General features: G+C 52.6%; 8 protein-coding genes. 4 read left to right on the forward strand and 4 right to left on the reverse strand.

The features are described 5' to 3' along the window. Window positions 1-120 precede the first annotated feature (120 nt). Window positions 121-1149, reverse strand: coding sequence for an IS630 family transposase (locus ACQYWX_RS11605; RefSeq protein WP_431688878.1), 1029 nt, complete (start codon window positions 1147-1149; stop codon window positions 121-123). A 579-nt stretch (window positions 1150-1728) separates the two neighbouring features. Here ACQYWX_RS11605 and ACQYWX_RS11610 point away from each other — a divergent pair. Next, on the forward strand, window positions 1729-3114 hold the full coding sequence (locus tag ACQYWX_RS11610; RefSeq protein ID WP_431688879.1) for a DUF6531 domain-containing protein: 1386 nt from the start codon (window positions 1729-1731) through the stop codon (window positions 3112-3114). Window positions 3115-3352: 238 nt separating this feature from the next. Then, on the forward strand, window positions 3353-4609 hold the full coding sequence (locus ACQYWX_RS11615) for an HD-GYP domain-containing protein (RefSeq protein ID WP_253938203.1): 1257 nt from the start codon (window positions 3353-3355) through the stop codon (window positions 4607-4609). Window positions 4610-4621: 12 nt separating this feature from the next. Here the strand turns inward: ACQYWX_RS11615 and ACQYWX_RS11620 are convergent, their stop codons facing one another. Together ACQYWX_RS11620 and ACQYWX_RS11625 are read right to left on the reverse strand one after the other, a co-directional pair. Continuing rightward, on the reverse strand, window positions 4622-5023 hold the full coding sequence (locus ACQYWX_RS11620) for a hypothetical protein (RefSeq protein ID WP_431688880.1): 402 nt from the start codon (window positions 5021-5023) through the stop codon (window positions 4622-4624). 727 nt (window positions 5024-5750) lie between these two features. Continuing rightward, window positions 5751-6458 carry a response regulator gene (locus tag ACQYWX_RS11625; RefSeq protein ID WP_431688881.1) on the reverse strand — a complete coding sequence of 236 codons (708 nt, stop codon included), beginning with the start codon at window positions 6456-6458 and terminating at the stop codon, window positions 5751-5753. A 706-nt stretch (window positions 6459-7164) separates the two neighbouring features. Here ACQYWX_RS11625 and ACQYWX_RS11630 point away from each other — a divergent pair. Together ACQYWX_RS11630 and ACQYWX_RS11635 are read left to right on the forward strand one after the other, a co-directional pair. After that, window positions 7165-9978: a glycoside hydrolase family 9 protein gene (locus ACQYWX_RS11630; protein WP_431688882.1), complete on the forward strand. Its 2814-nt coding sequence runs from the start codon at window positions 7165-7167 to the stop codon at window positions 9976-9978. A 113-nt stretch (window positions 9979-10091) separates the two neighbouring features. Next, complete coding sequence (locus tag ACQYWX_RS11635; protein WP_431688883.1) at window positions 10092-12950, forward strand: glycoside hydrolase family 48 protein; 2859 nt, start codon at window positions 10092-10094, stop codon at window positions 12948-12950. A 155-nt stretch (window positions 12951-13105) separates the two neighbouring features. Here ACQYWX_RS11635 and ACQYWX_RS11640 read toward each other — a convergent pair whose 3' ends face one another. Next, window positions 13106-14113, reverse strand: coding sequence for a LacI family DNA-binding transcriptional regulator (locus ACQYWX_RS11640; RefSeq protein ID WP_431688884.1), 1008 nt, complete (start codon window positions 14111-14113; stop codon window positions 13106-13108). Window positions 14114-14370 lie beyond the last annotated feature (257 nt).

Genomic DNA, 14370 nt, shown 5'->3' on the forward strand with positions numbered 1-14370 from the left:
GGCCATTGAGGGGCATGAGATTGTTTTTGCTGTAAGTAGCCTCTCTAAAAATTACCTGCTAAGACCTCTTTTCGCACAGAGCGGAAGGTAGTTACTAACCCGTAAATAAGTATCCGATCACTAAGCCATAATATATTTAAGTTCTGGATGCCCAAATAAACTTTGAATCAATGATGGCGTTCTTTTCATGCTCCGAAGGATTTTTAAAGCCATCTTTCTTAATTGGTCTGGACCTGCAATCTTCATCTTTCCCAGTCGCTGATGTTTCAAGTAGCTCCACACGGACTCATCTGGATTGAGTTCAGGGGAGTAAGGCGGCAGGAAGAATAGCTGCAACCTGGCTTCCTGTGTGGCGAGATACTCCTTTACCTTCCTGGCTTGATGGGCTGGGTGTCCATCGACGATTAGAAAGACCGGTCGTTCAGACTTATACGTCAAGTCCTCTAAAAATCCGATAAAGCTCTCCGCGTTGAGCTTGCCTTCTATCACCTTGAAATGAAACTCGCCTCTGGCCGACACTGCGGAAATTAGGTTAAGCCCAAAGCGCGCCCCTGTCGTCCTCGCTTCCGGAGTCAACCCTTTGATCGACCACGTCGTTCCGCTGTGATAGTCCGAACGAATGCTCGCCTCGTCCGCGAAGAGGATCTCCGCGTTCGCTGCTTTCGCCAACTGGCGAATGCGTGGGTATTCTTCTTGTTTCCAGCGAGCAACCCTATCTGGATCTTGCTGGTAAGCGCGAAAAAGCGGCTTCTGCGGCGTTAGCCCCATTGCCCTCAGGAGTCGTCCCACCGATACATCAGACAGGCTAACCCGAAATTTCCGCTTGATCAGGTCCCGCACCAGTCCGCGAGTCCACAGTGCATATTCAAACTTAAACTGCTGTGGCTGATATCCCACCACCCAGGTATAGATCTGGCGTAGCTGTCGACCATTTAATTTGCGGGGGCGGCCATATAGGCGTTTCGCTTTAAGTGCGTCATAGCCGCCTTCCCGATAGGCCGCCAGCCATTCATAAATACGCGGCCGGCTGAAGCCTAGCGCCCGTATAACCGCCTCCGGGCTTTCCCCCGCCTGGACTTGCTGTACTGCGCGAATGCGAATGACTTCTAGTGTTTTATGATCAAGCTTTCTTCCATCATTTGAGGGCATAGCATCCACTCTCTTTATCTAAAGTCGGGTCCATGACATGCTTGAATATAGACTATTTCTGTGTTCGCCTACTTTGTTTCGGATTAGTAATCTAGAAAGTATGGCTGCACAGTCTTGTCATCTATCGACTTAGCATATAGTTATTTTAGCTTGCATTTATCAATTCGCACCCTTCTAGAGGAATATTGGAGGGTATATATTGTATCGCTGGCAGTGGAGATAACTTGGCCACTTTGGTTGTATTAAGTGAAAGGCATACAGTTTCTCTTGACTTCTACGGCATGGTTGCTTTTGCTGCTGAAATATCCATAAGGTTTATTTTCTAAGCCTATGCATTACTGAAAATCGTAGTGATAGATGGCTAATAGGTCAGCATGTCTGGTAGGATTCTCCTCGCATTTTAATAGCTATTATTTTTTAAGCTTAAGGATGATTTTGGTTGTCTGATTTTTATGCAAATTAGATGGATTTTATTTGGTGTTTTTTAGGAGTTGAAGAATGAGATGTTCAAGGAGTGCATGTGATAGGGATGTTATAAATATTGATTGTTGCTCATGTTTTAAAAGTATTTTGTTTTCGGTGGGCTTTATATTTTTACTTTTTTCTGGTCGAGTGACTGCGCAAAACCAATCTATCGACTTGCCTCCTAAGATAGCTTCTCCTTATTATACGTCGACTTCCATAGGTATAACGAAGGGAGATACCATTGTAGAAGCCGTGCAACGATGGTGGGAGATTTATAGGGAGTATTATAATTTAAAGCCTAAAGATGGAAAAAGGTGTACGTATATATTAAGGCCGAAAGACAAGGATGATGTGGTCGCCAATGTAAAATTGGCCAATGGCTGTTATGGAGGGGTTGATGTATATGGAACACCTTCCTGTCCTACAGGATATGAGAAAGAAGGATCGCTATGCAAGGCGCATGGAGTTAACACCGATAAAAATCCAGTAGATAATCACCCCATTGTTGCACAGTCTGTCAGTCTGGGTGTTGGCAACACATTTTTAAAAGAAACTGATTATATTGCGGAAGGTAGCCCTTACTTATATTTTTCCAGGCGCTATGCAAGCCGTTCATACTCAGGCCTGAATACTGTCTCAGGTTGGAGGTGGACATATTCCAGGAGAATTAACTTTCGAAGAATTGAGGGTATCAGCGTAGCAGAACTAGTTTCTGATGATGGTGTAACGTTCTCGTTTGTTTCGGGCGATGGAGTGCATTGGCGTGCGGACCCAGATATCACCTACAAGCTTAGTCACGTAGAAGGTCCTCAAGGCGAAAGCTGGTGGGAAGTTGAAAAAGGAGAAGTTATTGAGCGTTATGGCGCTACGGGTAAGTTATTGTCTATAAAGAACAGTAAAGGTCAATTTGTAGAGTTGTCGTACTATCCGGGAAGCGAATTGCCGAAGGAAGTGGTCGACAATAAAGGAGCAAAGCTGAAGTTTTATTATGAAGGGAGCCTGTTGAAGGCGCTTGTCACTCCCGATGGTCAGGAATTTTGGTATGTATTCGATAGTGCTGTTAATTTAGTTAGGGCTTATCACAAAGCAAGCAGTGAAAGTGAGCTCATATTGAAAAAGCGCTATCTTTATAACGATGAAGATTTCATACACCACCTTACAGGTGTGAGCGACGCCAAAGGAAGAGTTGAGTTGAGCTGGTCATATGACTCTCTAGGTAGAGTCAAGTCAGCAGAAAGAGAAGCGGATGCTGTTAAATACACTTTTTCTTACAATGAAAACGGCTCTACAAGTGTTTCACAAGTTTCAGGGGGCCAGTCTCTATACTTTTTTGAAGATGCATACGGCGTACGTAGACTTAGCAATATTATTGAAGGTGAAGCTTCTGTTAGCGGTAATGAAAATAAGTCAACTTCTATAGGGCGCTCTATTACGCAAGCGGCGCCATCGGCAGCTGGAGATGTTAATAGCGCGGCAAAGTCTGCTAACGAGGGAGGGTAGCTTAGGCGTGTGAATATAACCTTATTTGTCAGAGAGGGAGTTAAGAATAAGTGGCATACTCGTGAGCTAGTCTGATGCGCGGCTTTTTCTTATTCCCGTACACCGCTCCTGCGCTAAAATGGCCGGCTCTTCGCGTGCTGGCGTTTGGGAGCCCTAGGCCATCCTTTGCTAGACTGAAAATAGATGGCAGTGTCGCGAATCAGCCTGTAACCAAGCCTATGAGAACACCGTGTCATTGATGCCGCAAAGTCGCCGATCCCTCGTCAAAATTCCTGTGTCCGAACTTCAGGTCGGCATGTATGTGGCTCAACTGGACCGCCCCTGGGAGGAAACCCGGTTCGTCTATCAGGGTTTCTTCATTTACGACTGGCGCGATATTCAGGAACTGCAGACGCAGTGTGAATTCGTCTACGTGCAGTCGGAGACGGAGGTGGTGGAGGAAGAAAAAACCGTCACCGCGCCCAGCGGCAAGAAAATCCGCACCCGGGTGAAGAAAGAAAAGACCCGTTTGGTGCACAAAGTGCCCGCCTATCGGGAGCTGACCAAAGCGACTAATTCCATGGGGCAGGCCAGGCAGACAATTCATGATGTGTTCCGCGCCGTGAAGCTGGGGCGGGATATCGATATGGCGGCGGTGACCGTCGCCGTGACGGATATCGTCGACAGCATCATGCGTAATCCTAACGCGCTGCAATGGCTTTCCCTGATCAAGGATAAGGATGATTACACCGCTGAGCATTGCCTGCGGGTCTGCGTCTTATCCATCATCATCGGACGGGAGATGGGGTTCAACGAATCCGAAATGGTGGACATTGGCGTTTGCGGCATGCTGCACGACGTCGGCAAGGTCAAGGTGCCGGATGAGATCCTCAATAAGCCGGGCAGTCTGGACAAGGATGAGTTTGAGATCATGAAGCAGCACTCCCAGTACGGCCGGGATATTCTTATCTCGCTGTCCTCAGCGCCGAAGAGCGCCGTGGATGTCGCTTACAGCCATCATGAGAAAGTGGATGGGACCGGCTACCCGCGTGGTCTGGCGGCCCACCAGATTCCACTCAAGGCGAAAATCGTCGGCGTGGTGGACGCCTATGACGCCATGACTTCCGCCCGCGTTTATAAAGACCCCATGTCGGCGCTGGAGTCTCTGCGCATCATCTATGACGTTAGAGGCAAGCACTTTGACCTGGAAGTGGCGGAATTCTTCATCAAAACCATGGGAGTGTATCCGGCGGGCCATATCGCGGAACTCAACAGCGGCGAAGTGGGAATCATCGTACGCTCCAACAATGAATATCGCCTTAAGCCCAAAATATTGCTGGTGCTGGATGAGAAAAAACAACTGCGTAAAGAAACCATTCTCGATCTCTCCATCAACTGCCTGACCGATGCAGGCAAACCGCTGCGCATCAAGGAAATTCATCCTAACGGAACCTTTGGCGTGCGCCTGGAAAATTACGTCAAGAAAGGGTTGCGGCTTGCCGAGTACGACGACTGAGCCGCAATGCGTTCAGGCGCTCTCCGCCTCAACAGTCTTCGCCTTCTTGAACTCCGCTACCATCTGATGCCCTTTGAGCGCAGGGCCCGACAGCGCGCTCAACGCCAGTTTGCCAACAAGAATGAGCGTCGCCGTGGCCAGGGCGTCGAGAAACCATATCATGGGCGTTGTCAGCCATGCTGCGTCGAATGCGGGCCTGAAAGTCTCGCCCAACGTCGTCATTCCCACCAAACCATGCAGCGCCAGGGCGATCCAGAAGCCTGAGCAATAAGGGCAACGCCAATCTTCGTAGAGTTTCGCCAGAGGGCCGGGCAGGCTCGCAATCACACGATTAAACCAGGCTCCCCATTCCGGCAGCTTTTCCCATATCAGCAAATAAATACCTAATCCCACCAATGCGGCTGAAAAATCCATGACTTCGCGTCCTCCAATACTTCTCTGAAAGATGAACCAGTAAAAACAGGGTTATGATGCGGGAGGCGCAAAAGGCCGGGTAGAGCGTCGTTTTGGGAGAAATCGGCTTATTTTTAGATTTTCGGTAATGAGGCCTGAAATCGATATCAATGCATTTGATTATATTGATGACTTGATTGCGATGGTTTTTCATCTGCATAAGTTTGCTATTTGTAATATTTAAATTGCAGTTTACTTGAAATATACAAGTAAGGATTAATCCTCTCATTAATTAGGTAATTACCGGAATAAATTCATGAAAAATCTGTTGATTATTTCGCTTTACTTCCATTCAACTGCATGAAAAATATGGTTTTTATGAAATATTGTTTTATCGGGAAGGTTTAACTTATTAATAAATAGTAATATCGTAAATTTGTTGCTGGGAAGCGGGGTTGAGGCATAATCAGGAAATTGCCGATTAAACAAGCTGTTAATATAAATTAGAAAATATAGGACTGCTTATGCCAGCTAACTTTACCTCAAGAGATTTACACTATAACGGCATAGATCGCCGGTCTGGACCTCGGCGCACTAACGCCGATCGACGCAACAGCGTTCGTTTTGAACCAGGAAATCCGGACCGCCGCCAGATCGCTGGACGTCGCGCAGGTGAGATCGGCGGTTGGGCGAGGACCACGCTGTAATCACTCAGCTTTCAATCATCATCCGCTGAGGTTGCGGCGGCTTATTCCGCCTCGTAGGTGATCAGCCGATAGCCGACGCCTTGTTCCGTCACCAGAAAGCGGGGAGAGGAAGGGGCGTCGCCGAGCTTATTTCTCAGTTTGGCCACCACAATGCGCAGGTAATGCGTATCCTCTTTGTGCGTCGGCCCCCAGATTTCCGCCAGCAGTTGCTGTTGCGTCACCACATGGTCGGGCGTGGTCGCTAGTCGCGCCAGTAATGCGTATTCCTTCTTGGACAGATGAATGTCTTCGTCGTCCAGAATCACTGAACGCTTCACAAAGTCGATGATCAGGCTGGCGGAACGGTAGACGTTGGCGGCAGGACGCAACGCAGTGGGTTCGCGATCGCGCAGCAGCACTCTGATGCGGGCGATGAACTCGCGAATGCCGAATGGCTTGGTGACGTAGTCGTTGGCGCCATTATCCAGCGCCTCTACCTTTTCTGTTTCCGAGGAGCGTACGGACAGCACCAGCACTGGTATGCGACTGCGGCGTCGCAGCTGCTTTAGCGCCTCCAGGCCGTCCATGTCAGGCAGTCCCAGATCGAGCACAATCGCATCCGGCGCTTCTGAGGACGCCAGCATTAAACCTTCCGTAGCGTTGCCCGCCTGCAATACCTCATAGCCCTCCGAGCGCAGACTGATGCGCAGGAAGCGCAGTATTTGCGGTTCATCGTCGATAACAAGAATACGCGGCTTGGTGGCGGTCAATGAAATGGGTCTCGTTGTTCAGTAAGAGTGCGAAAAACCGCAGGAGGATATAGTCCCAAGTGTAAAAGCTCAATAAGCGTCAGTGTAGCGGGCGGGGGCTTTCACTCAAAGGGCATAGTCTGACTTGCCTATGTTTTTTCCGGTATAGGTTTGCATAATGCAATTAACTGGAAAACGATTTCATAAATCCGAAAGCATCGCCAAGTCATGTGAATGCTTCGGATAACTTGACGAGGGGCGTCACCGGGTGGGCCCGGAATGCGCTTGGGCGGCGACGGTGATAGGGACGTTTGTATAGAAAAAGTGGCGATTCGGGTCTAGACCCAAAAACCGATACTTTTTTAAGTGATTTCATATCATGATTGCCGGAAATGGAGACAAATATCGCTATTTTTGCGCCGCGACGCTGGTTCTGAATACCTCAAAACAGAGCGTATTTCAGATCGTTTTTTACAAACCGGACTTCGCAAACTAGACTGCTTTTATCATATCAGCCCACGCGAGCGCACAGCTTGCCGGCGCAGGTGAAAGAGTCGAATCAAAGCGTAAAAAATTTTTACGAAAGATTGAAAACGTTTTCAAAAATGATCAAAAAATAACCCTGACCCTGTCAGAGGGATCATAAAAATAAAACGCGACCTACGTCCTGCCTACGGTGAGCGATGCGACAGACGTGAATCGGAATGGCGAAGTAAGGAGAAAGAATATGAATAAACTATCGGTATGGACCCTGTTAAGCGGATGCGCACTGATGTCCGCTCAGGCGATGGCGCAGGAAAACTATGGCGAAGCCCTGCAGAAATCCATCTACTTCTATGAAGCCCAGCAGTCTGGCGTCTTGCCGGACTGGAATCGCGTTGAATGGCGGGACAATTCGGCGCTACAGGACGGCGCTGATGTTGGGCATGATCTCAGCGGCGGTTGGTATGACGCCGGCGATCACGTCAAATTTGGCTTTCCCATGGCGGCGTCGGCGACACTGCTGGCCTGGGGCGCGGTGGAGTACCGGGATGCATACGAGCAATCAGGGCAGTTACAACACATCCTCAATAACCTGCGTTTTGTCGCCGACTATTTCGTAAAAGCCCATACCGCGCCCAATGAGTTGTGGGGGCAGGTTGGCAACGGCGGCGCGGACCACGCCTGGTGGGGCTCCGCCGAAGTCATGCCGATGGCGCGCCCGTCTTATAAAATAGACGCCAGTTGTCCGGGTTCGGATCTGGCGGGAGAAACCGCCGCGGCGCTGGCGGCGATCGCCATGGTTTTCAAACCGGTGGATAGCGCATACGCCAATACACTGCTGACCCACGCCAGCCAGTTGTATGAGTTCGCCAATATCTATCGCGGCAAATATTCCGATTGCATCACTGACGCTGGCAGTTACTACAAATCCTGGAGTGGTTATCAGGATGAACTGGTCTGGTCCGCGCTCTGGCTATATCGCGCCACCGGCGAAGCCAGCTATCTGCAGCAGGCGAAACAGGAATACCAGAAGCTGGGCGGAGAAGGGCAACAAGACGTCAAAGCCTACAAATGGGGGCATGCCTGGGATAATAAAGCCTACGGCTCTTATGTGCTGATGGCGCAGATCACAGGGGAGGCCGGCTATCAGGCGGATGCGGAGCGTTGGCTGGATTACTGGACGACCGGTTACAACGGCGAACGGGTGAACTATACCCCCGGCGGTCTGGCCTACCTGGATGTGTGGGGCACCAACCGTTACGCCGCCAACACCGCTTTTATTGCGCTGGTTTACGCCGACTTTTTGAATAACGCCGGCATCAAGGCGGAGAAAGCGCAAGCCTATTACGACTTCGGCCGCAGTCAGATCGAATACCTGCTTGGCAACAATCCGGCGGGCGTGAGTTATCAAATTGGTTATGGCGCCAACTATCCCACTAACCCCCATCATCGTACGGCCCACGGAACCTGGACCAACAACCTGCGCACGCCGGAGCAGTCGCGACATTTGCTGGTGGGAGCCTTGGTGGGTGGACCCGATAGTAACGATAACTATGCGGATGACCGTGGCGATTATGTGAAGAATGAGGTGGCCACGGACTATAACGCAGGCTTTACATCCGCCCTGGCGCGCCTCTATCTGGATTTTGGCGGCGACCCGATTCCCGATAACGCTTTCCCGCAGGCGGAAGCAAAAGACGAAGAGTTTTATGTCGAAGCCAAGCTGAATTCCAGCGGTCCCCGTTATGTGGAAATCGCTGCGCAAGTGCACAACCACAGCGCCTGGCCGGCGCGCGGCAGCGAGCAGCTGCGCTTCCGCTACTGGGTCGATCTTTCTGACGAATTCGCCGCCGGTTATGGTCTACAGGACATCAAAGTCACTACTGCCTACAGTCAGGCGACGGAGGTGAGCGGGCTGCAGCCCTGGGGCGATCCTGATGACCATATCTACTATGTGGACGCTTCTTTCCAGGGCGTGAATATCTATCCTGGCGGACAGTCCGAGTCCCGCAGGGAAGTGCAATTCAGAATTTCGCTGCCGACCAATAGCAACGCCAGCGAGTGGGGTAACGAAGGCGATCCGTCCTGGGATAGCTATGACGGCGTCTACAAAAAAGCGAGCAAAATCGCTCTGTATGACGGCGCTGACCTGGTTTGGGGCGAAGAGCTCGGCGCAGGTTGCGGCGGCGACTCCGGGGTCAACTGTCTGCCCCAGGCGCAATCATTAAGTGTGACTACCAATATGGACGAGGCGGTCGACATCACCTTGCATGGCGAAGACAGCGACGGCTCTATCGTGAGTTATGAATACGCGCAACCCGCCCATGGCGCCCTGACGGGAACAGGCCCGGCGGTCACCTATATGCCTCATGCCGGGTACCATGGCCTGGATTCATTCTCCTACACCGTGGTGGACAACGATGGCGGACGCTCGCCGCAGGCGCAGGTCGACATCAACGTGGAAGCGCCGGACCTGCCGGCGTTGGAAATCACCGATCCTGCTGACGGATTCGAGGTGAGTCCGGGGCAATCCTTCACTGTGCGCTATCGCCTGGATAACGCCGCCGGCGTGCGTTTGTATCTCAATGACGCAGTCGCTGGCGAAGGAGGCGCGTCGGGTGCGATTGAGGTCGCAGCCCCAACAGCGGAAGGAGATTACACCCTGAAGCTGATTGCGCTGTCCACCGATGGCCAGGAAATCGACGACGCTTCTGACGCAATCATGATCAAGGTCGCCGAGCCGGACGCAGGCGGGGATATCTCCTGCAGCGTCGGCGGGCTGAATGTCTGGAATACCGGCTATGTGCTGGGCGACGTCAAAGTCGTCAATAACGGATCGTCTTCTATCAACGGGTGGGAAGTCGTTCTCACCTTTGATGAACCCACTTCCATCGTGAACCTGTGGAACGGGGCCTACACGCTGTCTGCGGACGGTAAAACCCTCACCGTGAAAAATATGCCTTACAACGGTTCATTAGGGCCCGGCGCAGCGACCAGCTTTGGTCTGCAGGGCGTTCACGACGGAAGTTTCTCACCGCCAACCTGCACCGCCAGATAACTCAGCAAATTCGCCAAACTCCGACCGGAAGCGGTTCCAGCGCGCTGGATTCCGGTCAGTGGGCGGCGACATCTGAGCGATGTGTGAATTAATAAAATCTATGGAGTCAAAACATGGACTTAACGTTCAAGAAAAGACCATTGAAGGGGATGCTGCTGCCTATCGCCGCAGCGGTAAGCTTCGCCACTTTCTGTTCTCACGCCCAGGCCAGCGCGGAAGAATATAACGAGCGCTTTATGGAAATGTGGAACAAAATCCACGATCCAGCCAACGGATACTTCAGCGCCGACGGCGGACCCTACCATTCGGTAGAGACGCTTATCGTCGAAGCGCCGGACCATGGTCATGAGTCCACCAGTGAAGCCTATTCTTACTTTCTGTTGCTGGAAGCCTACTACGGTAAAGTGACTGGCGACTGGAGCAAGCTGCGCAGCGCCTGGGAAAAAATGGAAGAGCAGATCATTCCCACCCACGACATGCAGCCGACCAACAATTTCTATAATCCATCCAAGCCCGCGGCTTATGCGGCGGAACATCCGCTGCCTTCCGGTTATCCTAGCCAGTTAGAGTTTGGCGTTCCCGTCGGCGAAGACCCGATCTCGGCTAAACTGGCGCAGACCTACGGCACCTGGGACGTTTACGGCATGCACTGGCTGTTGGATATGGACAATATCTACGGCTACGGCAACCTGGGCGATGGCGTCAGCACGCCTTCCTACATCAACACCTTCCAGCGCGGTGAGCAGGAATCCGTGTGGGAAACCGTCACCCATCCTTCCTGGGAGAGCTTCAAATGGGGCGGACCTAACGGTTTCCTGCCGTTGTTCACCAAGGACAACAACTACTCTAAACAATGGCGTTACACCAACGCTCCGGATGCCGACGCCCGCGCGGTGCAGGTCATGTACTGGGCGTATCAGTGGATCAAGGAGCAGGGCAAAGATCCAGAACAGGAAATTCCCGGTCTGGTGGCGAAAGCGGCCAAAATGGGGGATTACCTGCGTCTCGCCATGTTCGATAAATACTTCAAAAAAATGGGAACCCAGGACAAGAACGCCCAGGGCGGTCGCGGCTACGAGAGCGCTCACTATCTGATGTCCTGGTATTACGCCTGGGGCGGAGCGGCGGACCCCAACGCCGGTTGGGCGTTCCGTATCGGCAGCAGCCATGTGCACTTTGGTTATCAGAACCCCATCGCCGCCATGGCGTTGTCGGAATTCGACCCGATGAAACCGAAAACCCCGGGCGCCACGGAAGACTGGGCCACTGGCCTGAAGCGCTCCATGGAATTCTATACCTGGCTGCAGTCCGCAGAGGGCGGCATCGCCGGCGGCGCCACCAACAGCTGGGACGGTTCCTATAATCCCCATCCTCAGGACCGCGCCGACGCTACGTTCTACGGCATGGTGTACGACGAAAATCCGGTGTATCACGATCCAGGCAGCGGCACATGGTTTGGCTGGCAGGCGTGGTCCATGCAGCGCGTGGCGGAATACTACTACCTGAAAGGCGACGCTCAGGCCAAGCAGTTGATGGATAAATGGGTTCCCTGGGTGCTGAACAACATCAACTGGCTGGAAGACGGCTCCTTTGAAATTCCCGCCACGTTGGAGTGGACCGGTAAACCGGAAAAATGGGACGCGGCCAACCCGAAAGCCAACGCTAATCTGCACGTGAACGTGGTGGATCATGGTCAGGATCTTGGTGTTGCGGCCGGTGTGGCCAAGGCGCTGATGTTCTACGCCGCGGCGGCGGAGAAATATGACTCGCCCCAGAATGAAGCCAAGGACGCCTCCAAGAAGTTGCTGGACGCCATGTGGGCGCACTTCCAGACCTCGAAAGGGCTGGCGGCGCCGGAAAAACGCGGCGATTACGCGCGCTTCTTTGACAAAGTCTACGTGCCGGGTGAGTTCAACGGCTCCATGGCTAACGGCGACGCCATCAACAGTGAGTCCACCTTCCTGAGCATGCGCTCGTTCTATCTGAACGATCCTATGTTCAAGCAGGTCGAAGACGCGTTGAACTCCGGTGAAGATCCCGTGTTCACCTATCACCGGTTCTGGGCGCAAACGGAAGCGGCGACCGCCTACGCCAATTACGCGTCGCTGTTCGAAGCGGACAATCCCTGTGATGAAGGCTGCGCGCCGACGGCGCAACCGCTGTCCGTCTCCACCCGCATCAACAAGGCGGTTTCCATCACGCTTAAAGGAACGGATAGCGACGGAACTGTCGTCGGTTACACCGTCAGCAAGCCGCCTCAGCATGGAACCCTGTCCGGCTCGGGCGCCAATTTGACCTATCAGCCTGAAGCGGGTTTCAGCGGCAGCGATGCATTCGAATACACCGTGACCGACAACAGCGGCGAAGTGTCCACGCCAGCCAAAGTCAGCATCGATGTCGCGGAAGCTAGCATCAGTCTGACGTCTCCCGCAGAAGGTGCTGAGTTCGAGACCGGCGAGACCGTTACGGTCAAAGTCAACAAAGAAGCAGGCTTGCAGGCGCAAGTCATACTTAACGGAGAAGTCGCGGCGACTATCGCCGGCGACAGCGATTCCGCTCCTGTGACTTTGCCGACCAGCGAAGGCGCGCACAGTCTGTTGGCGAAACTGCTGGATGAAGACGGCTCCGTCATCGCCACTTCCAATAGCGTTAGCGTGAAGACCAAGCAAGCGCCTTCCGGCGATGGTCTGACCTGTACTGTACGTGAAGATATCTGGAACAGCGGATTTGTCGCGCACATCACACTGACCAATAACACCAATGCGGTGATTGATGGTTGGACCGTGAACATCCCGCTGGGGGCGACGGATCAATACACCAATGGCTGGAGCGCGCAATACAGCGTCAACGGCTCGGTGCTGAAGGCCTCCAACATGAGCTGGAATGGGACATTGCAACCTGGCGCCTCCACCAGCATCGGCTTCCAGGGAACCCATGGCGGCGATCACGCGCCGATCAAATGCGCTGAATAAACTGAGCGCTTGCAAGGTTCATTAGAGCGACCTATTACGCCTATCGCGTCGACTGACCATTAGGTGTTGATAGCCCTTTTGGGGGACGGTAACGTCCCCTCTTTTTTTGCTTCCATTCCGCAATCTACGGTTTGGCGTAGAGAGCGAATTTGTCCTCAGACCGGCGCCCGTAAATCACCCTCGATAATAATATCGCTTCCCTCGCAGCCGGGATTCTCAATTCGATCCAACAGCATACTGATGGCGGAATGGCCCATTTGATAGGTGTCGTGATGCACGCAGGGGATGTTGAAGTCGAAGATATCCGCATAAGGCGCCTCATCGATACTGAACACCGCAGGATTGTGATTTTTGTTGTCCAATCTACGCAACGCTTTAAGCGCGCCCAGGGTAATCAGGATGTTGAGGCCGAACACCGCATCGGGCGCCTGTTCATGCTGTTTGAAGTAAGCGGTGGCGTTTTCAAACGCCGGCTGCATGGTGTAGTCGCCGTAGAGCACTTCCAGCCGGGTAGGTTCTTTACATTCAGCCAGGGCTTTTTTCAGGCCTTCGAGACGCAGTTTGGAGATGTTGGACTGCTCTGGACCCGCCAGCGCCAGGATATGGCGATGGCCTTGTTCCAGCACATAACGGCCGCCTTTGTAGCCGCTCGCAAGATTATCCAGATATACGCCAGGGAAGGGCGCCGACGGTAGACGACGGTCCACCTGCACCACGGGGATATTGGCGTGAATCAATTGCTCCAGATATTGCGGGCGGTATTCGTCATAGTCGGACACCACAGACAGAATGATGCCGTCCACCTGATAGCTGAGCATGGTCTCCATGGCTTTGTTCTCCAGCTCCGGCGATCCGTCTGTGTCGAACAGCATGATGGAGTAGTTGCGCTTTTTGGCCGCGCGGGAGATCGCCTTGATCATCTCGCTGTAGAAGGGGTTGTCCATGCTGGCGGTGATGATGCCGATCAGCCGGCTTTTGCTGCCTTTCAGGTTGCGGGCGAAGGCGTTGGGCACGTAATTCAGCTCCCGCGCCACTTCCAGAATCCGGTCCAGGGTTTCTTTTTTCACCAGTTCCGGCTTGTTCAGCGCCCGGGATACGGTGATGGTGGTCATGTTCACCCGGCGGGCGATATCGGTAATCGTTACTTTACTCTTTTTGGGCATGATGCCTCTCAAACGCTGTGTCGGTAAGGGATGCGGCGATCCCGGAATGCGTGTCGCGACTTGCTGGTTGCAATGGAAAATTCGCTATGATAGCTTAATGTTAACGTTAACATTCTCTCAATGCGAGGGATTGTTGCAGAAGTTGATATTTATTCTATATAGATGTCAACGTTAGCTTTCCCGTAGACGGAGGCTGGCTCCGCCTCCTATCTACGGGTTTGTTCGATGTGGAAATGTTAACGTTAACATTGGCGTAG

This window comes from Hahella sp. NBU794, from assembly GCF_050749805.1.
Classification (GTDB): domain Bacteria; phylum Pseudomonadota; class Gammaproteobacteria; order Pseudomonadales; family Oleiphilaceae; genus Hahella.